The following is a 23,848-nucleotide window of genomic DNA, read 5'->3' on the forward strand; positions in this document are numbered from 1 at the left end:
AGGCTTTTGGTTGTCTTTACTGCTTTTTTATTTTATTTGGTAATAATGGTTAATTGACATTGTAGTGTCAATTGGTTAGATTTGAATCAGATTGTGGTAAATGAATTTTACGTTTTAAACAATACAACTAAAAAACATAATAAGTGGAACTTGGGGAGAGTGACGTGAAATTGAATAAAATTAGTAACGTTCTAAGAGTAAATAGGTTTAATACTAAAGGTACGTCGGCGTTGTTAAGCTCTGCATTTGTTACCTTGTTAGCTGCACCTGTATATGCACAAGAACAATCAAGCACAAATGAAGCCGCTAAAGAAAGCAACATAGAGGTTATTGAAGTTAGTGGCATGCGCGGCACTATGACTCGCTCACTTAACGAGAAAAAAAATACCGCCGCTATTGTTGATGCAATTGCTGCTGCAGACTTTGGTGACTTACCGGGTTTATCTCTAGCCGATATTATTGAAAACATTTCAGGTGCTTCAAGCCATCGCTTAAAAGGTAGCCAAAACGAAGTCTCTATTCGTGGTTTAGGCTCTTATTGGGGCTATGCAACGTTTAACGGTCGTACTATTACCAATGCTGGTACAGGGCGTGCAGTAAACTTTAAAAAATTCCCATCTGACTTAGTTGATAAAGTTGTTATTTATAAGTCTCAACAAGCCGATTTAGTTGAAGGTGGTACGTCAGGCACTATTGAAGTTGCTGCATTACGTGCTATCGATTACGGAAAAAATGAAACGACTGTTGAAGCAACAGGAATTTATAATTCATATTACGGCAATGTAGATGGCGAAAATGTGAACCCTTGGGGTAACAAGTTTGTGCTTTCCACGGTGAGAAGTTGGGAAACAGAAGACTTTGGTAACATGGGTTTCACCTTAGGTGTTGTTTCGTCTGATGACTCAAATCCTGAAGAAAACTACGGTGGTAGTTCTCAAATGCAAGCCTGTGCACTTAAAGATTCTTCTGGTAATACAATTGTGCCAGATGAAAATGAGTGTGATGATGGCAACCAAGCGGTTTCTAGTGGTCGCCAAGGTCGATCGCCTGAATTAGGTAAAGATACAAATCTTGCTGATTTTGATCAAAGTTCAATTTTCTATGTACCAAATGATGCCTACTGGCGCACAGGTGAAGATGAAGATTCACGCACCAGCGTTGTTGCAACATTCCAATGGCAGCCTAACGACCAATGGGATATCAATTTAGATTACCAAAACTCTCGTTTAGAATATACCGAAGAACGTATGGAATTTGGTATTGATAACCGTCGCAGAAAGCTAGCAGACCATATTATTGCTGATGATCACACTTTGCTTTATGCAACTGGTGAAGCAAAGCCACAACTATTGGGTGAAAGCAGAAACCAAGTTGACGATTATGATGGTGGTGGTATTAATTTTGAATACTACCCAACAGATAATTTAAAGCTAGCTGCAGATTTTTCATATTCAAAATCATATCGCTATAGAGTTCGTCACCGTTCAAAATTCAAATCAGAAGACCGATATCAATACGAGTTTGACGCTCGTGACACCAATGTTCCTACCCTTACTTGGTTAGATAACGACCGTAATGGTCTTGGTGATGAGGGTTATAATGCATCAGAAGTGTTTGACCCAACGAGTGTACAATCATTTATTCGCTCAGACGGTGGTGCTTATGCAGAATATCGTCGTGCGAATGATGAACGCGAAGATAAAATTCTAGCGTTTAAATTTGATGGTGAATACACTTTAGATCATGATATTTTTGCTAGTGTTAAAGCCGGTGTTCGTTTTTCAAAAGAAAACTTAATTGATGAACAAACGAATGATGTTTCTTTACGATTAAGCGATGGCAGTCAAAAAACAGGTTCAACAGATACAGAAGATGATAACTGGGACGAAAATAACGTTGCAAGCCATAAAGCATTAACTGACGGTATTGTTGCTAACTGTTTTAATAATCACCAAAACGATAACTTATTTGACGAAGAAGGCGGCGGCGCTGGCGATTTCGTCACGTACGATGCTAAATGTTTTATTGGTCAAATGTTAGGTCAAATTCCAGGAAATAACGGCGATACCAGTTTTTATGATATTGGCGAACGAAATGACAAACGCGATGGTGCTGACCGTATCGTAGAAGAAAAAATCAGCGCTATTTATGCCATGGCTGATATCGATACACAATGGGGCGATTACCCTGTAACCGGTAACGTTGGTGTGCGTGTGGTTAAAACTGAAACACACTCTGACGGCTATGGTGACAAAGTTTTTATTACCACGGCTGAAGACGGCACCTTTAAAACTGAAATTAATACTTCAGGTGAAATTGAAGATGTAACATTAGACTCAAGTTACACAGAAGTATTACCCAGCTTAAACTTAACTTTTCAATTAAATGACGAGTGGTATTTGAAAACCGCACTTTATAGAGCTATGTCACGTTTTCAAATGAATGCTATGTCGGCAGGGGTAAGTTACGATATTTGTACTTCGTCGAGTGAAGATGAAAGTTGTAATAATAATTACTCTGAATCAATCTCAAGTGGTTCAGCAAATGGTAATCACATGAAGCCGTACCTGTCTAATAACGTTGAGGTCTCACTTGAGTATTACCCAAGTAATGATGCAGCAGTTACCTTAGCACTTTATAATAAAAGCTTTACGGGTGGTTATGAAACGGTACAAGAAAATCGAGATATTACGATATCACTTGATGGTGTAGATACAATATATCCGAATGTAACGCATTCAACAGTACAAACATCAGACGATTCTTCAACCATTCGTGGTATTGAGTTAACGGCTCAAAAACACTTTACTGAATTACCTGGAATATGGAGTGGTTTAGGTGCGAAGATTGCGTATAACTATGCCGAGTCAGATTTTGTAACACCAGAACCCGGTAGCCCAGGTTTAGTGGCTGATGCAAACTTATTTGGTTTTTCTAAAAACGTAGCGTCTGCTTCTGTTTACTGGGAAGGTGACCAACTTTCGATGCGTTTACTTTATAAGTATCGCTCAAAGTATTTTCAACCGAATAACTTACCATTCCCATCACGTTCACACCGTTATGTACAAGACAGTGATTACGTAGATTTTAACATCAAGTATAAAGTGACAAAAAAGGTATCAGTATCTTTGAAAGCACTTAACATATTAGATGAACCACAAGTAATGACACGCGGTAACGATACAACAGTGTCTGATTACTCTCGCTCAGGCCCTAAGTTTTATTTAGGTGTTAAAGCTAAGTTTTAATTTATAGTGAGTCATAATTAGGCCCTGTCTACGAATGTAGACAGGGCCTTTTAATTTTTAAATTAACTTGAAGCAACATTTAATTGAATCAAGGGTAAAGTTATTAAATAGAACCTGCTAATGACAGACGTTGACCTTAAAGCTCGCTATACCGTTAATGGTTCTGCCGTCGCTTGCTTCTTTTGTTCCAAGCTTGCCGCGGCCATTTTTCGGCCAAATAACTCCATTACATCGATATTTTTCTCTGGCGACTCACTCGCTTCATCTATCGCGTCTACCATTGCCTGAACGGTTGGCAGCGTCTTTTCAACTAGCTGTGTAATGTATGTTTCTGGTGTAGTGCCAGTATGCTTGTGATAACGATCAAAAAGTTCGACTGTTTCAGCTCGTAGCTCTATCTGAACATGTGAATTAGTAGCCATATAGTCCTCCAATTATGTAGTTCTCTACTATAGAAAGGGAGTATTAAAAGCTTTAGGGCCAGAGGTTTTCTTTTATTGGTGCCAGGCTGGATGTATGAAGTAAGCTAAATTGGCCCTAACTATAATCGGCCTGTGTTTTATTCTTAGTCAGATTAAAAACAACAACAGGTCGCTCAATGTCAACATATGATACTATCAATAAAATGGGGCTTAACGATGTTGAAAACATCAGTCACCATACGCTTAGCAGTAAAGGCAACGAGGATGTTTTAAAAGTATATTTAAAAACAGATGATGATTCAGTTTCTCCTGACAGTTGCTCCTTCCATTTTGAACGTACCAAACCAGGCTCAGTTGTAGACTCTTTAGACGGTAGTGATCCCTCCTTATTAGAAGCCGTAGAAGAGCTTAGCTTAATTACCAAGCAACAAAGTGGTTCACAATACCGAGAAAAATTACTGAATGACTTGGATAAGCTTGAATTGGTTTTAGCCTCAAAACTTAAGGAACTCAGAGCTGGATTAGACTTATTTGACTAGTCATCATAGTGAACCTTTTTAATCCTCTAGTATAGCGCTTAAACATAAGCTAAAATCACTTTCATCATCGCGCTAAAGTTCATTTATAATTTAAAAAACAATAGCTTGTAAAGTTATCAGTAGCTGAGCTTTTGTCATGCTTTATTCAGTCGAATATAACAACAAATGTTCCGATATTCTAATAGTGCCAATCGTAGAGATAACTGATTATGCTTGAAACCATACTGCCTTTTATGGCTATCTTAGCTATTGCAACTTATGTACAAACTGTGACAGGTTTTGCGCTTGGCATGATTGTGATGGGGGCGGTGACAATTATTGGATTGGTCCCCATTGCATTTACTTCAGTCATCATCAGTATAGTTTCGCTATTTAATTGCTTTTTCGTACTCAAAGGTGAATTTCGCACATTTGATTACTCGCTTGTGGCTAAAACGTGTATTGGAATATTCCCTGGGTTACTCATTGGTCTAATATTACTTGATTATATGAGCTCCTCATTTAGCGAGATATTACAATTATTGCTCGGGCTAACGATTATTATTGCAGGTCTGCTGATTATCTTAAAACCAGAGCCACTAAAGGAAAGATCGCAAGATTGGGCGTTTAGCTTTTCAGGGGTTGCATCTGGATTGTTAGCGGGATTGTTTAGTATGGGAGGTCCCCCTTTAGTTTATTTATTTTATCGCCAACCATTGCCGCTAAAAACTATCCGACTATGTTTATTAACTGTATTTTTAGTCAGTTCAGTAAGCCGAATAACGATGGTTGGTTTTCAAGGTGGTTTAAGCTGGGATATGCTTTTATTTGGCTTGTTATGTATGCCTGTTGTTATGGCGTTTAGTTGGGTAGGAAAACACTATCCACCACCGCTTAGTGCAAACAACATGCGCAGAGCCGCATTCACTTTACTGATTGTTATCGGGCTTGGTCTCATTGTCGCTTAATTTGTAAAAAATGACTGCTTTAGCTACCTGTTCAATGTCAGAAATAGCCCCATAATAACGAGCTAACTAATGGATCGCGTTGATGGCTCCTTCACAAAGTGAATTAATCCCCATTAAAGAATTGATTGTTACAAGGCTTTCCACTTAATGTACTGGCGAAGTAACGCAGTAGTTAGCTGTGTTAACCCGTAGGAATGATCAGATAAGATAAAGAATAGTTATTAATGTCGAATAGGGAATGATGAATTAGCCTGACCTGTAATGCTGTTTCAATAGCGGCATTTACCATACCGCTATTGAGTATTTTTTGTTATCAACGAGTAATATATAGAGCAACGGTAACTAGTGCGGCAAGAAATATCGTTTCAGTTACCATTAGAATAACAGGGCGCCACCCCATTGCCGCTAACTCTTTAAATGACGCTTTCATGCCTAAGCCAACCATGGCGACAATTAAACACCAGCGTGACAGGTCAACCATGGAGTCAGTGACTACCGGGGGACATAACCGCTGCTATTTACCAGTACTATCAACACAAAGGCAATTAAAAAACCCGGCAAAGCAACAGATGAGCCTTTTGTTTTTTCTTGGCCGGATTGCCTTGCGACTACAATAGAAATAATGAGTACAACAGGGACTAGCATCGCAACACGCAACAATTTAGTAAAAGTTGCAACATCACCAACATTATCTGAAATCATATAGCCGGCACCGACCACCTGAGCAACATCATGGATAGTTGCGCCCAGAAATATACCGCTTTCAGCCTCACTAAACCCCAGCACCGGTACTAGAATAGGATAGAGAATCATTGCAACGGTACTTAATCCTGTCACGCAGATAACAGTAAAAATAAGGTTTTTTTCTGACTCTTTGTCTTGTGGTAATACGGCAGATACTGCCAGTGCTGCAGATGCCCCGCAGATGCCCACTGATGCGCCAGCTAAAATGCTGTGAGCTTTGCCTAACTTAAGCCACCGACCAAGCACATAGCTGAAAAAAATGGTGGCGGGTACACCGATTAAAACAATAACAATTGGTGTAATACCTAAGCTCATTAACTGCTCTATGGTGATTCTGGCCCCAAGTAAGGCGATACCAAAGCGCAGGACGGACTTAGCTGAAAATTGAATTCCAGCAACGCAACTGCCTTCGGTGGACAAGTAGTTTAATGCCATACCCATTAACAAAGCATAAAGAATCGTTGGTCCGCCATGATGTTCCGAAACAAACTTAGCTGCCATGCCAATAACCAAGCAAAGAAGAAAACCAGGCATTAATGCTACAAATTTGCGCACTAATGGTGAGGTTTGGGTTAAAGACTGCTTTTGGGTGTGAGCCATGGTATCTCCGGAATCATATGGAAAGACTAATTTTTAAATCAGTTATTTATTATGCTTAAATTTAATCTAGCGGTGAGAAAACTAATGGATACAATGCTACTTTAACGGTTGGTCCAACAAATTCTCTTTGTTTAAGACTCGATTAAAGTGAACATAATTAATTGATATATAAGAAATGTACAGATAATGAGTTAAATTTATATATGAAAATATGAGCTCAAACTTAGTGAGTTATGAGAATTTAATAACATACATTACCTCTCTGGTTAAGGTTAAAAAAAGCTAATCTGAAGAGCTTTCTTTTCATGCGAGAGTACTTTGCTTGTTATTTGATATAGCTTTGTAAACGATTTACCTACCTGACAGGTATTTAGCTGCTCATTAGGTAGGTAAATAGTTCATTTTTGCTTAAGATTTAGATTTATTACGACTTCCACAAAATAGCTAAGTCATATTTGAAGCCGATAGTAAAAGCCGTTTCATCTTCAAAATTGTCATAATTTTTAGTCAGTACTTCAATATGTGTACGGAATTTTGGTGTAAATTGACGCTCAAGTGTCAAGTTGAAACCATCGTTACTCATTGATTGAAGCGTTGATACACCATCGTCAAAGTTATAGTAAGCGGCTTTTACTTTATATTTACTATTTATTTTATAAGCTAATGAAACGTCAAGCGTAGCAATTTCTTCTTCGTCCTGATACAAGGCAGCTAAATACAAGTCGTCGTTAATATGTTGGGCATAAGAAATCGCAACAGTTTCAACGTTATCGGCATCGGCAGCGTCAGTTGACTTGAAGCTTGCCGCTAAATGTAAGTCATTTTTATCGTAACCTAAACCAACAATTGACTGCTCTGCATAATCCACATCATTACCACTTTTGAATTTAAAGCCGGCCATAAACGTAATGCTGTCCCAAGAGTTTGCATAAGTCACTTGGTTAGGAGTGAAAAAGGCATCTTTACCTATTTGGTCATAAGCAAAAGGTGAAGCACGATGATTGAAAATATCTAGATACGTAGCGTGAAGTAAGTAATCTATCGCGCGGTCTTTACCAAAAGTTACTTTACCGTATGTACTACTAGATATGCCAACTGAGGCACGTCTAGCGGCACCAAAATCGCCGTTTTTAGCTATATCAAGGCCCCATTCACCATGTGCCATTGCTGTCCAGCCCCCACCTAACTCTGCTTCGGAGTAAATGCCGGCAAATGATAAGAAGTCTGTCACCTCAGTACGGTTATTATCTTCTTCATTAAAGTAGGTCAAACTTGGGCGAATGGTTGCGTAAAATTTAGCACTCATGTTTTTATCTGACTGGAGTTTAGATTGTGTTGCCGCTTGATTTTCTAAGTTTGTAATACGGTCTTCAAGCGAATCATCTGCCCATGCCATGTTTATTGAAGTGCCAAGGGCCGCTGTGATTAATAAGCTCGTACACAATTTTTTATTTGTTAAAGTCACTGTATTTCCTTAGGGTATTTTATAGTTATTTGATTGAGACTAAGTGTTTGACAAGTGTTCATGTTGTTTAATAATTCTCCATTTTTAAACATTATCAATACTGAGAAAGTCAGTGATTTTACGTAAGGTCCAAATTGTTCAGCTGAATGAGTCCAGTAATTTTTTGCTATGTCTGGTATCAAATTTGTTAAAGATCTGGTTCTAACGGCTATTTGCCAATGCGCAGTAATTTAAATGCCATAGACAAACGAACAGCAAAAATCTGTTTTACCTATAAACATTAAATTTCAACAGACAAAAACTGCACGTTAGGCAATATGCCGGTAGCTTTAACTAAATAACGGGCTCTTACGAGGGGATAATTATGACGTATAACAGCAATGAATTTGATGCACGAGATGTGATCAACAAAGATCGTAAACATATTTGGCATCATCTCACCCAACATAAGCCATTTGAAGAAAATGACCCTATGGTCATAGTTAAAGGCAAAGGTATGCGGGTTTGGGATGCTAAAGGTAACGAATATCTTGATGCAGTTTCTGGCGCTGTTTGGACTGTAAATGTTGGCTATGGCCGTACTGAAATAGCAGATGCTGTGAGAGATCAACTTGTTACATTGAACTACTTTGCACAAACAGCGGGTAACGTACCAGCGGCACAATTTGCAGAAAGATTGATTAGTAAAATGCCAGGTTTGAGCCGTGTTTATTATTCAAATTCAGGTTCTGAGGCAAATGAGAAAGCCTTTAAAATAGTGCGTCAAATTGCTGAAAAAAAATATGGTGGTGTGAAAAATAAAATTTTGTTTAGAGAGCGAGATTACCACGGAACAACGATTACTACCTTGAGTGCTACCGGGCAGTTCGAGCGTAAAAATCAATACGGGCCTTTTACACCTGGCTTTGTTGAAGTGCCGCATTGCTGTGAGTATCGCTCGCAGTGGGGAGAAGTCGCAGATTATGGTATACGTGCGGCGAATGAAATTGAACGGGTAATTTTAGAAGAAGGGCCTGAAACTGTCGGCGCCTTATGTCTTGAGCCAATTACCGCTGGCGGAGGCGTTATTGAGCCGCCTGAAGGTTATTGGGAACGTGTTCAGGAAATATGTAAAAAATACGATATTTTATTACATATTGATGAAGTTGTATGTGGTCTTGGCCGAACCGGCGAATGGTTTGGATACCAGCATTACGGCATTAAGCCTGATATGGTGACAATGGCTAAAGGTGTTGCATCAGGTTATGCCGCTATTTCTTGTACGGTAACAACAGAAGAAGTATTTGAAGCATTTAAAGAAGACGATGATGCTCGTATGGGATATTTCCGAGATATTTCTACTTTTGGCGGTTGTACCGCAGGGCCTGCAGCGGCTTTAGTTAATATGCAAATTATTGAAGATGAAAATCTACTGAAAAATGTTGTTGTTCAAGGTGAGTATTTGCGTGGCTGCTTAAATCAATTGATGGATAAATACGATGTTATTGGCGATGTCCGCGGAAAAGGACTTTTTGCCGGCTTTGAATTAGTTAAAGACCGAAAAACTAAAGAGCCAGTAGATGAAAGTTTACCTATTGCTCTGGGTGCTCACTGTATGAAAAACGGTGTAATTATTGGTCGTACAAACCGCTCGTTTAAAGAGTATAACAATACGATTTGTTTAAGCCCTGCACTTATTGCTACCCGCGAAGATATCGATATTATTATCAAAGCTATCGATAATGCTTTATCGGAACTCGCACCTAATGTTTAATTTGTAATATTAAGTGATGCGCCTGACATATTATTTTATCTATGTGACAGGCGTATTTTTATTTTTAATATATTGTAAAATATTTATCAGAAACTCCCTTTCCCGCTTATTTCATTCTGGCTCATTTGTGACATTTAAAGCAAATGATGCGTACCCCACTGATATATTAACTATTCTCCGTCTAAATTGTTTGATACATTGCTGCACTCATTACAAGCATTGCTATTTTTTTGAAAAAACCGTTGTCATTAATCTTTGGGTTAAATGACCTGTCTTGCTTGCCATAATAGTATGAATACGTCATTAAAATTTCATAGGATGTTCAATTACAAGAGATAGAGGCATATAAATTTTAATAAGGGTTTATCAATATTTAAAATTTACGTGATTATAATCGTCTTGTTAACCGCTTCAATCGATCAGCTACTCATATTGATTGATAACATTTATAATTAAAAATATAAAGGTAAACTATGTTTCAGTTATTTCATTTGACTCCCGGCCAAGGCGGAAGTTTGCAACAGCAGTTAAGGGAACAGATTGCAGCGGCAATACTGAATGGGAATGTTCCCCAAGATCAATCTTTACCTTCAAGCCGTAAATTATCACAGCAACTTAAAGTGGCTCGAAATACCGTAGTTTTGGCTTATGAGCACTTGCTCGATGATGGCTATCTAATTGCGCGCGAAAGAAGCGGCTACTATGTCAATCCTGATATTCTAACAGGGCAGGTTAAACTCGACTCGCTAAAACAAAAATCTACTCATTACGAAGGTTATAATCCCCCTAATTGGGAACAACATTTTAAACTTAATCCGAGTGATCAGATCAATATTGTTAAGCCACATGATTGGCAAAAATATGCTTACCCATTTAATTATGGTCAGTTTGATGCCTCGTTGTTTCCAACGGTTAACTGGCGAGAATGTTGTCGAGATGCGGTAAGCGGTCCGTCGATTAATGAATGGGCTGGTGATCGTATGGACAATGATGATCCGTTATTGATTGAGCAAATTAGAACGCGCTTACTACCCAGACGTGGAGTTTGGGCGTCAGAAGATGAAATACTGGTTACTGTTGGTGCGCAACAAGCATTATACATGCTGGCGCAATTGCTGTTAGATAAGGACAGTACCATTGGGCTTGAAACTCCTGGCTATGTAGATATATGTAACATAGCAAAACTTAACCCGTCGAATGTACGTCCTATTCCAGTGGATGAAAAAGGTATGTTTGTTGGTGAGCATCTTAAAGGCTGTGACCTAGTATACACCACACCAAGTCATCAGTGCCCAACAACGGCAACCATGCCGATAGAGCGGCGTTATCAATTACTTGAACAAGCAAGTAAAGATAATTTTATTATCATTGAAGATGATTATGAAAGTGAAACTAATTTTGAGTCTAACCCGATCCCTGCGCTCAAAAGTTTAGATAACCATGACAGAGTCTTATATATTGGCAGCTTATCCAAAACACTTGCACCGGGTTTGCGTTTGGGCTATTTAGTCGGCCCTGCTAAATTAATTCAGGAAGTGCGAGCGCTACGACGATTGATCGTTAGACACCCAGCCGCTAACAATCAACGCTCAGTAGCCTTGTTTATTGAGCGCGGATACCATAATGCGTTGACCATGAATATTAACCGCAATTATAAAGCGCGCTGGAGAGCTATGGATGAAGCTTTACGCAAGTATTTGCCAGAATCTCATATTCAACCAACGTTTGGTGGCTCTAGTTACTGGATCAAAGGGCCTGAAAACTTAGATGCCGACGAGCTACAAAAAAGAGCGATGGAAGAAAGTATCTTAATTGAGTCTGGAACCATTCACTTTATTGAAGATTCACCGCCAAAAAATTATTTTCGCCTTGGATTCTCTTCAATATCAACGGCACAAATTGACGAGGGAATCAAGAAATTAGCCGGGCTTATTAACTCAATGGTTTAATGGCTAAATCAATGCTAGTCGTCGTTTAATCTGAAATATATTAAAGTTTCTATTACCATATTAGCGTCAATAATCGACCTATTGAACTGCTACAATAGGTCGAGATTTTTGCAATTTATATTAAGTCACTCGTATTTCGCTTTTAGGCATGTTCAATTTTTTAAATGAATTTGTGGGCCGTAAATTGACTTTATGGGTTTTCGTCATATCTGTAGCTCAGTTTAAGTTTAAGCTTAAATATTAAATTATTTAGTGCGGTTGCTGGCACTTACCGCTTGAAAAATAATCACCTCATTATTCATTTTGCATGACTTAGCTAGCAAGGTATGGAACTGATCCAACGCTTCGGCTATACACATCGCTAAAATTTTTTTGTTTAGATCAATTCATATGCAAAATAAATCATACCTAACATTTATATATAGCTGTTTTTAAATTTCCCGTCTTATTTTAAGTTTCTGTATTTAAAGTCTATTTTTAATTTTTATTGCTTTTTAAGTGCTGGCTTCATTAGTGACTTTGATCTGGTTCTATTGCGATTAAGGCCATCATCCTATCTTGTTATCACGTTTTCGGTTCTTGCAACTTAGCTTCAAAAGCGGGTTCAGGTGACAGGAAGAAATATCAATTTATCAATTTATCAATTTATCAATGATATAACCAGAAGATAGGAGCGCTAATATGTTAATCGGTGTACCAAAAGAGATTAAAAATCACGAGTATCGCATTGGTATGGTACCAGCGAGTGTACTAGAACTTACCAGTCGAGGTCATAAAGTAGTTGTTGAGGCTAACGGCGGTACAGGTATTGGTTTTAACGATGAAGATTATCTAGCTGCGGGTGCAACTATTGCTAGCACTGCAGCAGAAATTTTTGCTGCAGCTGACATGATAGTTAAAGTAAAAGAGCCTCAAGCTATTGAACGTAAAATGTTACGTCCAGGCCAAGTGTTATTTACCTATCTTCACCTTGCCCCTGATCCAGAGCAAACGGATGACTTACTCGCAAGTGGTGCTACTTGTATCGCTTATGAAACCGTAACTTCGGCACGTGGCGGGTTGCCGCTTCTTGCTCCTATGTCTGAAGTCGCTGGCCGCATGTCAATTCAGGCAGGTGCCGCTTGTCTGGAAAAATCTAAATCCGGTTGTGGCATGTTACTCGGTGGTGTGCCGGGTGTTGAACCCGCTAAAGTGACTATCATTGGTGGTGGCGTTGTGGGTAGTAATGCTGCACGCATGGCAATAGGTATGGGCGCTCACGTTGTAGTCTTAGATCGTAGTGTAGATGTATTACGTCGTCTAGTGACAGAATTTGGTACTGCTATTCAAACCGTATATTCAAGTAAGGCTGCTTTAGAAGAACATGTTGTCTCTGCTGATTTGGTTATCGGTGGTGTATTAATTCCAGGTGCTGCTGCACCGAAACTTGTAACTGCTGATATGGTTAGACGCATGAAAGCTGGTTCAGCTGTTGTCGATGTTGCCATTGACCAAGGTGGTTGTTTTGAAACCTCTCATGCCACTACCCATCAAGACCCAACATTTATTGTTGATGAAGTTGTGCATTACTGTGTGGCAAATATGCCAGGTGCTGTTGCGCGTACATCAACATTAGCACTTAACAATGCGACCTTACCTTACATCGTTTCATTAGCCGATTTAGGCTGGGAAGATGCTATCCAACGTGATGAACATTTGGCCAAGGGTTTAAATGTTCATGCAGGTAAAATTACTAGTGAAGAAGTTGCGGTTGCATTAGGCCGTGAATACAGCCCTTACCGTCCAGGTAACGCATAGTCGATCAATTGTTACGAGTGGTAACAAAGGTTATCACTCTTTATAAATATTAAGGAATAAAATTATGGCTCGTATGACTCCAAGTGAAGCAATGGTAGAAACGTTAGTTGCGAATGGTGTAACTGATAGTTTTGGTATCATGGGTAGTGCATTTATGGATGCAATGGATATTTTTACCCCCGCAGGTATCCGCTTAATCCCTGTAGTACATGAACAGGGTGCTGGCCACATGGCTGATGGTTACTCTCGTGTGTCTGGTCGTCACGGTGTTTGTATTGCACAAAATGGACCAGGTATCACAAACTTTGTTACAGCTATTGCTGCAGCCTATTGGGCTCACTCACCTGTAGTTTGTATTACGCCTGAAACAGGTACTAACTCACAAGGTCTTGGTGGTTTCCAAGAAGCTGAACAGTTACCTTTCTTTGAAACAATCACTAAATACCAAGTAAGTGTTGTTAATAATACTCGTATGGCTGAGCTCACTGCTCGTTGTTTCGACCGTGCAATGCTAGAAAATGGCCCTACGCAATTAAACATCCCTCGTGACCAATTCTACGGTGATATCGAATGTGAAATTCCAACGCCAATTCGCATTGAACGTTCTGCTGGTGGTGCTGTTTCACTCCAACAAGCTGCTGAGTTATTAGCAAATGCTGAATTCCCAGTCATGGTTTCTGGTGGTGGTGTTGTTCAAGGCGATGCATATGAAGAAGCCATCGCTATATCTGACATGCTTGGTATGCCAGTAGTGAACAGCTATCTACACAATGATTCATTTCCTGCATCTCACCCAATGTGGTGTGGCCCTTTAGGTTATCAAGGCTCTAAAGCCGGTATGAATACTATTGCTAAAGCTGATGTTGTATTAGCACTTGGTACACGTTTAGGGCCATTTGGTACTTTGCCACAGCACGGTATCGATTACTGGCCAAAAAATGCCAAAATCATTCAAGTTGATTGTGATCCAAAAATGCTTGGTTTGGTTAAGAAAATTGATGTCGCAATTTGTGGTGATGCAAAAGCAGCTGCGCAAGCATTAATGAAATTACTGGCTGACTTAAAGCCTAAATGTATTGATAACATGGCCGAGCGTGCTGAAGTTATTGCCGCTGAAAAAGCAGCATGGGAACAAGAGTTAGATGAGTGGATCCATGAAAAAGATGAATACTCTCTAGAAATGATCAACGAGCAAAATGCTGAAGAAGAGAATTGGTTACACCCTCGTCAAGTATTGCGTGAACTTGAAAAAGCAATGCCTGCTGATGTCATGGTGTCTACCGATATCGGTAATATTAACTCTGTGTCTAACAGCTATTTACGTTTTGAACGTCCACGTTCATTCTTCGCGGCTATGTCATTCGGTAACTGTGGTTATGCGCTTCCAACTATGATTGGTGCAAAAGTTGCCGCACCTGATCGCCCAGGTATTTCATACGCGGGTGATGGCGCATGGGGCATGTCAATGATGGAGATTATGACTTGTGTTCGTGAAGACATTCCAGTGACTTCAATTGTCTTTCATAACCGTCAATGGGGTGCAGAGAAGAAAAACCAAGTTGACTTCTATAATCGTCGTTTTGTTGCTGGCGAACTTGAAAATCAAAGCTTTGCAGGTATCGCACGTTCAATGGGCGCACTAGGTGTTACTGTTGATAAGTTAGAAGATATCGGTCCTGCACTTAAAGAAGCTCTGCATCAACAAATGGTAGAACGTAAAACAACGGTTATCGAGATCATGTGTACGCGTGAATTGGGTGACCCGTTCCGTCGTGATGCCCTTGCAAAACCTATTCGTCATCTTGAAAAATATAAAGATTTCGTTTAAGTCACTCTACTCTGACTGATTAATCCGAAGGCTGCGAGCCTTCGGATTTTATTTCAGCTCTTAATTAATGCCAATTGAATGAGGCAAATGCTCAATTATAAAAAATATACCAGAACAAATGTTTATGGTTCCAGACCAAACATAAGGACCTGCATCCATGCAGGCAGGGTGATATTGGGAATTAAGTCGGTTTTTGAATGTAATGACTTCATTTGCACTAAGAACGTTTTGAATAGCTTGCTAACTGACAGCATTTTATTCAAAGCGATTTTTGTTATCTATATATTAGGTTAATAATTCATGAAAGCACTCAACAACATATTTAAACGAGCAAGTGAAGCACCTAAATTGATTGTACTGGCAGAAGGTGAAGACCCTCGTATTATAGAGGCTGCTTATAATGCAACGAGCTTAAAAATAGCTAAGATCATTTTACTTGGCAATGTTGCAAACATTAAAACTAAAGCTACTGCGTTAAACGTATCATTAGAATCTATTACTGTGATTGACCCGAGTCATTCTTCAAAAGCGAGCGATTATGCAGCAAAGCTGTATGAACTTCGTAAAAAGAAGGGGATGACAGAAAACGCGGCGGCTGAACTGATACAAAACCCACTCTATTACGCGCAAATGATGGTGCACCTTGGCGATGCAGACGGTTCAGTAAACGGCGCAGTATATACCACAAGTGATGTGGTGCGCAGTGCTATTCAGATCATTGGGATGGATAAATCGGCCAGCATGGTATCGAGCTTTTTTTTAATGATGTTATGCCAACCTTTTCATGATTTAAAAGGCGGTGTTATTTTTTCTGACTGTGGTCTCGTTATCGATCCAGACAGCGAACAGTTGGCTCAAATAGCGCTGTCGGCAGCTCGTAGTGCTAAAACACTCTTAAACGAAGAACCTCGTGTTGCCATGTTGTCATTTTCGACCAGTGGTAGTGCTAAACATGCTTCGGTTGATAAAGTAGTATCTGCAACTAAAATCGTAAAAGCCCTCATGCCTGAATTAGCGATTGATGGCGATATTCAGCTTGATGCCGCTATTGTAAATACTATTGCAGAGAAAAAGGTCGAAAATTCTGCTACCCATGGTCGTGCTAACGTATTAGTTTTTCCTAATTTAGATGCCGGCAATATTGGTTATAAATTGGCAGAACGTATCGGTAAGGCTGATGCCATAGGACCTATATTACAAGGACTGAGAAAGCCAGCGAATGATCTTTCTCGCGGTTGCAGTATTACCGATATTGTTAATGTAATTGCCATTACTGTTGTTCAGTCACAAACACGTTTACTGGAAAATTAACTTTATTTACAGCGTGTATAGTGCTCTTGCTCTTATCCTTTATGGTAGATCAATTTTAAGCTGGTATTGCAGCTTTCATCCAGCAATATACGGCTCTAAATAGTAAAAATAGGACATTTTAGCTACATTGGTTCTACACCGATAAGTATTTTGGCTCTAATGAAGCGATGGCAATCGGTTTTTAATGTAAGTAATTAAAAGTATTATTAATTTAAATATTAACGACTCAACATTAGGAGCTAATTATGGCGTTGCAGAGATATGGTTTTATTGTAAAAAGTGCAGATTTAGAAATGTTTAAGCATCACTCTCGTCTGGCAAGTGAAAATTTTGACATGTCTATTTCTGGCGTTAACAGTGTTGAACAGGCGCAATTGGTCGCCCAGGAAATGTTGACTAAGGGTATACAGTTAATCGAACTGTGTGGCGCTTTTTCAGCGGAAGATGCTCAACGTATTCGTGAAGCTATTAATGATCATATTCCAGTAGGATACGTTCAATATACTGCCGAGGAACAGGCGCGTCTTGTGCATGACTTAGGTTAAATACGCTTGTTCAGTTGATAAAATATGGGATGGTTTTAACCCTAAAATGCCCCTCTAGGCATTCAATGTTTGACCTGTGCGTATTGCATCAGCAAATTCATTACCGACCATTTTACTGGGCTTTAGCATACAAGCCTTCAACATATCGATACACGAACCAATCCTTTATGCTTGGCGCTAATGTCAGGCCTTAATTTTCGACTGCATTTCTTATTTATTCAAAGTCAGTAAATAATGGTGGAAACATTGACGTGACCACCAATCACTCTGCTGGAGTAGTTGTTCAATTAATGCCCGTTCTTTATTGTTACCATAGCAAGCTATAGGGTATGCACAATGACGTCGTAACTTATTATAAATCCCCTTACTCGCTTTATGGTAATCGTCATAAGTATTTATTTCATCAGATAACGGCTTAAAGGGTAGTGCTTTTCGACAGTCATCGGTAATTGGAAATATAGGAAGCTGGGGGCATAAATAATAAAGCAACCAACTTGCCGCAGCCTCTTGTACTGCACTACCAAAAATAGCATGTGCTGCCAACCTGACTAAATTTTTTGCCTGTTGGTCTGCTTCATCTGGTGCTAGGTGTTTTAATTCCTCCCATTTAGGTTGTAGCTCTGCTCTAATAAATAGCTCAAGCTGCGTCGCTATATCATGATGTGTTAACCCTAAAGTGGGCAGTTGCTTGGCTTGCCAAAGCAACTGGATATAAGTTTTATCGACCAGCGTACGTCCCGCGTTTAACCAGCCAAATTGAGAGGCATGTTCAAGGCTGCCGTACATAATCACAAGTAGGCCATTTTCACTGCTGCGACTGTCAAATCCACTACCAACAAGTGGAGAGGGAGTTGACCAACGACTTAATATATTAGGGAGCGTCATATTGCTACTCATAATGTTGAGTTAATTAATATTTGTTCGACTTGTTCGTGGGGTTATTTAAACAATATCGACATCTACTATGCGTTACTTGTTAAGCATTTCTTCCTAATAAAGCTGCACTATATAAAACTGAACTATATAAAGCTGAACTATTAAATGAACTTCTTTTGATAAACGACCACAGCCTAAAGCTTTATTAAGCCGTCTAGGAAATAGTTTTAGCGCAGAAAAATGATTACTTTAAGAGGGCATGTTTTGGTGTTTAGCTATAGTTTGGCTAGCATCCAATGATTTGGATGCTAGCCATAATAGCTTGAAATAATTAATTAATTACTGTTAAAACTAGTAGCCAAATAAACGCGGTAAGTACAGCGAAATTTCAGGTACAAAGGCGATAACAAACACGGAAAAAGTTGAGACAAAAGCAAAAGGCAATGCCTTAACGGTGACTTCTTCAAGCGATATATTTGAAATCCCGGAGGCAACAAATAAGTTTTCTCCTAGCGGAGGTGTGGAGAAACCTATTGAAAGACTACACACCATCACTATACCAAAATGAACGGGATCGATACCTAGACTATAAGTGACAGGCAAAAGCACTGGCGTCAGTATCATAATCGCAGCTAACGTTTCCATAAACATGCCAACAAATAGCAAGAATACAATAATAAGGAGCCAAATTAGGTAAATATTATCAGTCACACTGAGCATAGACTCAGCAACAATGCCTGGTATGTTATTTTCAACGAGTAACCGACCAAATACAGTCGCAGTAAACAGAATCAATAATACTCGACCAGAAAGCCATGTTGTGGTTTCTAATGATTTAAATAAATCTTTCCAAGTGAGCTCTCTGTGGACAAATACGCCGATAAACAGAGTATAAAAAATAGCTACTATTGCCGATTCTGTTGGCGTAAAGAACCCTGAATAAATACCACCTAAAATGACTAATGGTGCGAGCACAGACCAAATGCCCATTCTTAAGGAAGAACGTATATGTTTGAAATCCCAACCTTCATCAGTACCTTTATAACCTAATTTACGACAACGAAAGTAGTTAAGTGTTAACAAACTAATTGAAATGACTAAGCCAGGCAAGAAGCCAGCAACAAACATTTTAGTAATAGATACTGACTGGAATGCACCATGCTCAGCAATAGCAGATTCTGGTACGGTCAAACCAATGGCTGAAATGCCAAAAATAACCATAGGAATAGAAGGGGGAATAACAATACCTAGTCCACCTGAAGAGGCCGTTATAGCTGATGCATAGCCTTTATCGTAGCCACGCTTGACCATGGCAGGTATCATCAACATGCCTACCGCTGCTGTTGTAGCAGGGCCCGAGCCTGAAATAGCGCCAAAAAACATACAGGCAAGTACAGTAGCTGCCGATATACCACCGGTTACGGGACCTGCAAAACTTTCTGCTATCGTTACTAAGCGTTTCGATATTCCCGCCGCTTCCATCAAAGCCCCCGCTAAAATAAAAGCAGGTAATGCCATTAAGGGAAAAGAACCAACGGATGTAAATGCAATTTGTACTAATTTAATCGGGTTTTCATCGAGGTAAAGAAACGTCGAAAGTGCAGCGACGCCGAGTGATACTGTTACGGGAGCCCCCATCACCAGCAGGGCCAAAAACGTCCCAAATAGTATTAATATAATGCTTGACTCTGCCATGAATTGCTCCTGGGTTATTTGTTGACTTTATCGTCTTTTGTATCGATATCGAGTTCAGTCAACTCATCGAGTTCTTGAGATTCAGGGTTACGAACATCTATGCCCTTGACAAATTTGTAGTAATTCACTTGAATCACTCGGAAAGTCATTAAAGAAAATGCAATCGGTAAAACCATATAAATGTATTTCATGGGGATACCCAGCGTTTGCGATTTCCAAAATAGGTTCATTTTGTTAAAAACAAAATCGTAAGATAGATAAACGAAATAACAGTTAAACGCGATCCAAATAATATCTGATAGTACTTCTAATGTGGCGGCCAGTTTTGCTGGCATTAATTTGTACTGAAAGGTTACTCGGTTGTGCGCAGCTAACTTAGCGGCATAACTGGCACCAAAGAACACAAACCAAACAAACAAATATACCGATAGCTCTTCACTCCATGAGAATGAGTAGCCAAATAATTGTCTTGAAATTATTTGTGCGAATAGAATGGTGACAAATACAGCCAACAATGTTCGACATATGTAACTTTCAATATTATCGAGAAACTTAAAGATCATACGAATCATGACTGCTCCCTCTTAGGTAATATATGCACCTGTTGGTTTCTCACCAGGTGCATACTGTTTTAAAGTGATAAATATGTGTTTAAGTTTGTTACTTAAACTTTATCACGCCCTAATATCACCAATGCTTCGTTAACTTTGTCTTTACCACCAACACTTTTATAGAACTTAGGCCATACAGCATTAGTTGCTTTGTCGATCCATTCTTTCTCGCCGTTTGCAGGGTCAGTAATTATCATGCCGCGTTTGGTTAACTCGGCTTTGATTTTAATTTCACTTGCCACAAGGCTTTTCGCGCTGAATTCTGTTGCCGCTTTACCTGCGGCCAAAATAGCGGCTTGAGTTGCTTTGTTTTGATCTTGGAATACAGATTCACTAACAATGAGTGGTTCAATTGAAAATAAGTAACGTACATTAGTAATATACTTTTGTACTTCATCGAACTTCATTGCGTAAATAGTAATATATGGATTGTCCTGACCATCGATAACACCTTGTTGTAAACCAGTGAATGTTTCAGACCATGCCATAGGAGTAGGGTTAACTCCCCATGAGTTATAGGTTTCGATCATTATTTCATTTTTTGGTACACGAATGACTAATCCATCCAAGTCGTCAAGTGTCCGGATAGGTCGTTTAGAGTTGCTCAAAACACGAAAACCAGAATAAGCCCAACCAATAATTCTAACCCCAGCATCACGCTTAGTATTTTCGATTAACTCTTGGCCTAATTTTCCTTGGGTCAGCGTAATAGCGTCGTCTAAACTCTGAATCATATAGGGCAGGGTTAAGACACCAACTGATGGGGAAAAAGGCGTTACATTATTGATAGCTAAAATTGAAAAATCTAGTGTACCCATTGCGGCATCGTTGACGGTATCTTGTTCACTACCTAACTGGCCATTGAGAAAGAGTTTTGCTTTGTGTTTAGTATTGGCAGTGAATTCTTCTATAAATTTTTTGCCTAGGGCTTCTTGTGTTCCGCCAGCTCCATCGCCTACTGCAATATTAAACTTGGCTGCACTTACTGTATTTGCTGTTAAGATCAGGCTCGACGCCAGGATAAGTGCTTTTACTATTTTATTTCTTGTACTCATCAATTTCTCCAGAATTTTTGTTTTGCTCCCACTCAATGGGGGCGTTTGAGTCTATTTAGTATCAACATATGATTGAATTACAAATAAGACCGATGTCCTTCTTATCGTCAGGTTTGAAATCGCTTATAAAAATTTCATTTTTTGTTAACTTGGCAATACCCCCATATAGTTAACTTCGAAGATCATATTTATTAGGGCCAGCCTATTAATGTTTTTAGTACCAAGCTGAAATCTATATTTTGAGATATCTGTAGGGCGGTATCATCTTTTTGATAGGTGGTTATTTTTATTTAAAATAGTAAATTAAGCTTATCGTTGAAACGCTATTGGTTGGAAAATCGGTTAATCGCAGCCTAAATTTTTCGGCACCATTAAAGCAGTCAGTAGCTTTAATTACAAACAATGAATCGCTTTATTGATATGAATAATCCTTTGCAACTCATAAGTTTAATTATATTGCGTTAACGAGGAAGGTTTGCGGAAGGTTTAAACTAGGCTTTATATCTTAATCGCTACATGGAAATCTTATTAGACGAAGTAGGAAATGCATGGACGAGAATAGCGTATTACTAAAATGCGAGTCTTATATTAGGCCGCTTTTTCACCCGATAAAGTAGACCAGTAAATTAACAGAATAAGCATAATCTCCTGCACCAATCAGTCTCTTTAATGTGGCGCTATCATTCATTTATAAACTATTTAACATGCTATTAAATGTGAAGGTGTCGAGATCTCAAAAAAGTCATACAACACCTCCCAAATCATAGTTTTTCTGCTAATAGACAATATATTGCAGTTTCACTCAACGGCTAACCTCCTTAACTAAAATAGAGCAATATATGACAATACAACTTAAAGATAATAGTTTGTTTAAGACTCAGGCTTTTATAAGCGGTGAGTGGGCTAATAGTGATAACAATGAAACATTTCCAGTTTACAACCCTGCGACAGGAGAGCTTTTAGCGGAAGTCGCCAATGTAGGATTAAATGAAACCCGGCGCGCAATTAAAAGTGCGCATACGGCAATGGCCAGTTGGCGTGAACTCCCAGCTAAAGCGCGTTGTGATATTTTAGAGCGCTGGCATACGTTAATGCTCGAAAATGTCGAAGATTTAGCGTTATTAATGACGGCAGAACAAGGTAAGCCTTTGTTTGAGTCTCGTGGTGAAGTTGCTTATGGCGCTTCTTTTATTAAGTGGTTCGCTGAGGAAGGTAAGCGTGTTTATGGCGATACTATGCCAGCCACAAGTGATCGACGTAGTATCGCTATTAAGCAACCTATCGGGGTTGTTGCCGCAATTACGCCATGGAATTTTCCTAATGCGATGATCGCGCGCAAAGTAGCGCCTGCGCTTGCTGTTGGTTGTGCCATGGTACTAAAACCTGCAGCAGAAACACCGCTCTCAGCATTAGCGCTAGTCGAATTGGCCAACCGTGCAGGAATACCACCAGGACTATTTAGTGTTTTACCAACAAGTGATGCAGCAACGGTTGGTAATGAAATGACCTCAAATACAATCGTTAAAAAAGTCACCTTCACTGGCTCTACACAAGTAGGTAAGCTTTTGATGAAACAATGTGCAGACACGGTAAAGCGGACCTCGATGGAGCTTGGAGGTAACGCACCGATCATTATTTTTGATGATGCAGATCTTGATTTAGCTGTTTCTGGAGCACTAATATCAAAATATCGTAACTCAGGCCAAACTTGTATTTGTGCGAATAGGATTATCGTTCAAGCAGGCATTTATGATGCCTTCGTGAAAAAATTTGTTGCAGCAGTCAATAAATTTACTATTGGCAATGGTCTGGACGATAAGACTAGCCACGGCCCAGTGATCACAGCAAAAGCAACGATCGAAATTCATTCAAAAGTACAAAGTGCTATAGCTGAAGGTGCTGTTGTTGAAACGGGTGGTAATTTCAGTGAACTAGGTGAGTGCTTTTATCAACCTACAGTATTAACCAATGTAAATGATCAAATGCGAGTTTTCCGAGAAGAAATTTTTGGCCCGGTAGCGCCTATTTTTAAGTTTTCTACGGAAGAAGAAGCTATTGCTATGGCCAATGACACCGAGTTTGGCCTAGCCGCGTACCTTTATACTGAACATATGGGACGATGTTGGCGAGTATCAGAAGCGCTTGAATATGGCATGGTTGGGGTTAATGAGACCGCGATAAGTTCTGAAGTTATCCCATTTGGCGGTGTTAAAGAGTCAGGTCAGGGGCGCGAAGGTTCCAAATATGGACTAGACGATTATTTGGAAATAAAGTATATCTGCATCGGCGGTCTTCAGCGCTAATTGATGAGATATAAGACCAGCTTAATTATTTAGATGGTCTATTTTATAGGCAAAAGTGGGGTGTTTTAATCAGTAAAAATAAGCCGCTCACTTTCGAGGTTGATATGCTGAGTAAAACTTGCACGAATCAATATTAAAGGGAAGCGGGGGTATTTTGAAC

Annotated in this window: 16 protein-coding genes and 1 pseudogene; 10 read left to right on the top strand and 7 right to left on the bottom strand. The window is 39.4% G+C overall.

Translation table 11 applies throughout. The features are described 5' to 3' along the window. The first annotated feature begins 164 nt into the window (after positions 1-164). Positions 165-3,248, top strand: a complete 3,084-nt coding sequence (locus tag A3Q33_RS11530) for a TonB-dependent receptor (RefSeq protein WP_155866761.1) — start codon at positions 165-167, stop codon at positions 3,246-3,248. Between the two features lie 146 nt (positions 3,249-3,394). Here A3Q33_RS11530 and A3Q33_RS11535 read toward each other — a convergent pair whose 3' ends face one another. After that, the gene (locus A3Q33_RS11535) at positions 3,395-3,670 is read right to left on the bottom strand and encodes a hypothetical protein (protein WP_081180068.1); all 276 of its coding nucleotides are present in this window, start codon (positions 3,668-3,670) and stop codon (positions 3,395-3,397) included. Between the two features lie 176 nt (positions 3,671-3,846). On the opposite strand from A3Q33_RS11535, the gene A3Q33_RS11540 reads away from it, so the two are divergent. Next, a complete protein-coding gene (locus A3Q33_RS11540) occupies positions 3,847-4,209 on the top strand; it encodes a DUF3461 family protein (RefSeq protein WP_081180069.1) in 363 nt (120 codons plus the stop codon). A gap of 209 nt (positions 4,210-4,418) precedes the next feature. Beyond that, the gene (locus A3Q33_RS11545; protein WP_231295651.1) at positions 4,419-5,156 is read left to right on the top strand and encodes a sulfite exporter TauE/SafE family protein; all 738 of its coding nucleotides are present in this window, start codon (positions 4,419-4,421) and stop codon (positions 5,154-5,156) included. A gap of 313 nt (positions 5,157-5,469) precedes the next feature. Here the strand turns inward: A3Q33_RS11545 and A3Q33_RS11550 are convergent. Both A3Q33_RS11550 and A3Q33_RS11555 read right to left on the bottom strand, forming a co-directional pair. Next, positions 5,470-6,500 (bottom strand): annotated as a pseudogene (locus A3Q33_RS11550) (YeiH family protein). A gap of 424 nt (positions 6,501-6,924) precedes the next feature. After that, positions 6,925-7,965, bottom strand: coding sequence for a porin (locus A3Q33_RS11555; protein WP_081180071.1), 1,041 nt, complete (start codon positions 7,963-7,965; stop codon positions 6,925-6,927). A 364-nt stretch (positions 7,966-8,329) separates the two neighbouring features. Here A3Q33_RS11555 and A3Q33_RS11560 point away from each other — a divergent pair, with 364 nt between their 5' ends. From A3Q33_RS11560 to A3Q33_RS11585, 6 genes are all read left to right on the top strand, one after another. Next, positions 8,330-9,718: an aminotransferase family protein gene (locus A3Q33_RS11560; RefSeq protein WP_081180072.1), complete on the top strand. Its 1,389-nt coding sequence runs from the start codon at positions 8,330-8,332 to the stop codon at positions 9,716-9,718. A gap of 473 nt (positions 9,719-10,191) precedes the next feature. Then, positions 10,192-11,667 carry a MocR-like pyridoxine biosynthesis transcription factor PdxR gene (gene pdxR / locus A3Q33_RS11565; RefSeq protein WP_081180073.1) on the top strand — a complete coding sequence of 492 codons (1,476 nt, stop codon included), beginning with the start codon at positions 10,192-10,194 and terminating at the stop codon, positions 11,665-11,667. Positions 11,668-12,348: 681 nt separating this feature from the next. Beyond that, positions 12,349-13,464, top strand: coding sequence for an alanine dehydrogenase (ald, locus tag A3Q33_RS11570; RefSeq protein WP_081180074.1), 1,116 nt, complete (start codon positions 12,349-12,351; stop codon positions 13,462-13,464). 64 nt (positions 13,465-13,528) lie between these two features. Continuing rightward, complete coding sequence (gene xsc, locus A3Q33_RS11575) at positions 13,529-15,292, top strand: sulfoacetaldehyde acetyltransferase (protein WP_081180075.1); 1,764 nt, start codon at positions 13,529-13,531, stop codon at positions 15,290-15,292. A 300-nt stretch (positions 15,293-15,592) separates the two neighbouring features. Further along, the gene (gene pta, locus A3Q33_RS11580) at positions 15,593-16,603 is read left to right on the top strand and encodes a phosphate acetyltransferase (protein ID WP_081180076.1); all 1,011 of its coding nucleotides are present in this window, start codon (positions 15,593-15,595) and stop codon (positions 16,601-16,603) included. A gap of 245 nt (positions 16,604-16,848) precedes the next feature. Next, the gene (locus A3Q33_RS11585; RefSeq protein WP_081180077.1) at positions 16,849-17,148 is read left to right on the top strand and encodes a DUF6506 family protein; all 300 of its coding nucleotides are present in this window, start codon (positions 16,849-16,851) and stop codon (positions 17,146-17,148) included. A 210-nt stretch (positions 17,149-17,358) separates the two neighbouring features. Here A3Q33_RS11585 and A3Q33_RS11590 read toward each other — a convergent pair whose 3' ends face one another. From A3Q33_RS11590 to A3Q33_RS11605, 4 genes are all read right to left on the bottom strand, one after another. Continuing rightward, on the bottom strand, positions 17,359-18,033 hold the full coding sequence (locus A3Q33_RS11590) for a hypothetical protein (RefSeq protein ID WP_081180078.1): 675 nt from the start codon (positions 18,031-18,033) through the stop codon (positions 17,359-17,361). A gap of 342 nt (positions 18,034-18,375) precedes the next feature. Further along, positions 18,376-19,719, bottom strand: a complete 1,344-nt coding sequence (locus A3Q33_RS11595; protein ID WP_081180079.1) for a TRAP transporter large permease — start codon at positions 19,717-19,719, stop codon at positions 18,376-18,378. Positions 19,720-19,733: 14 nt separating this feature from the next. After that, a complete protein-coding gene (locus tag A3Q33_RS11600) occupies positions 19,734-20,291 on the bottom strand; it encodes a TRAP transporter small permease (protein WP_196797949.1) in 558 nt (185 codons plus the stop codon). Between the two features lie 92 nt (positions 20,292-20,383). Then, on the bottom strand, positions 20,384-21,385 hold the full coding sequence (locus A3Q33_RS11605) for a TRAP transporter substrate-binding protein (RefSeq protein WP_081180080.1): 1,002 nt from the start codon (positions 21,383-21,385) through the stop codon (positions 20,384-20,386). 845 nt (positions 21,386-22,230) lie between these two features. Here A3Q33_RS11605 and A3Q33_RS11610 point away from each other — a divergent pair. Then, positions 22,231-23,688: an NAD-dependent succinate-semialdehyde dehydrogenase gene (locus A3Q33_RS11610; protein WP_196798110.1), complete on the top strand. Its 1,458-nt coding sequence runs from the start codon at positions 22,231-22,233 to the stop codon at positions 23,686-23,688. Positions 23,689-23,848: the final 160 nt, after the last annotated feature.

Source organism: Colwellia sp. PAMC 21821, from assembly GCF_002077175.1.
Lineage (GTDB): Bacteria > Pseudomonadota > Gammaproteobacteria > Enterobacterales > Alteromonadaceae > Cognaticolwellia.

Bases quoted from the DNA above. Each gene is read 5' to 3' on its own strand.
- xsc (WP_081180075.1), top strand. From the start codon at position 13,529: ATGGCTCGTATGACTCCAAGTGAAGCAATGGTAGAAACGTTAGTTGCG.
- A3Q33_RS11605 (WP_081180080.1), bottom strand. From the start codon at position 21,385: ATGAGTACAAGAAATAAAATAGTAAAAGCACTTATCCTGGCGTCGAGC.
- A3Q33_RS11560 (WP_081180072.1), top strand. From the start codon at position 8,330: ATGACGTATAACAGCAATGAATTTGATGCACGAGATGTGATCAACAAA.
- A3Q33_RS11600 (WP_196797949.1), bottom strand. From the start codon at position 20,291: ATGATTCGTATGATCTTTAAGTTTCTCGATAATATTGAAAGTTACATA.
- ald (WP_081180074.1), top strand. From the start codon at position 12,349: ATGTTAATCGGTGTACCAAAAGAGATTAAAAATCACGAGTATCGCATT.
- A3Q33_RS11540 (WP_081180069.1), top strand. From the start codon at position 3,847: ATGTCAACATATGATACTATCAATAAAATGGGGCTTAACGATGTTGAA.
- A3Q33_RS11590 (WP_081180078.1), bottom strand. From the start codon at position 18,033: ATGACGCTCCCTAATATATTAAGTCGTTGGTCAACTCCCTCTCCACTT.
- A3Q33_RS11535 (WP_081180068.1), bottom strand. From the start codon at position 3,670: ATGGCTACTAATTCACATGTTCAGATAGAGCTACGAGCTGAAACAGTC.
- pta (WP_081180076.1), top strand. From the start codon at position 15,593: ATGAAAGCACTCAACAACATATTTAAACGAGCAAGTGAAGCACCTAAA.
- A3Q33_RS11595 (WP_081180079.1), bottom strand. From the start codon at position 19,719: ATGGCAGAGTCAAGCATTATATTAATACTATTTGGGACGTTTTTGGCC.
- pdxR (WP_081180073.1), top strand. From the start codon at position 10,192: ATGTTTCAGTTATTTCATTTGACTCCCGGCCAAGGCGGAAGTTTGCAA.
- A3Q33_RS11585 (WP_081180077.1), top strand. From the start codon at position 16,849: ATGGCGTTGCAGAGATATGGTTTTATTGTAAAAAGTGCAGATTTAGAA.
- A3Q33_RS11545 (WP_231295651.1), top strand. From the start codon at position 4,419: ATGCTTGAAACCATACTGCCTTTTATGGCTATCTTAGCTATTGCAACT.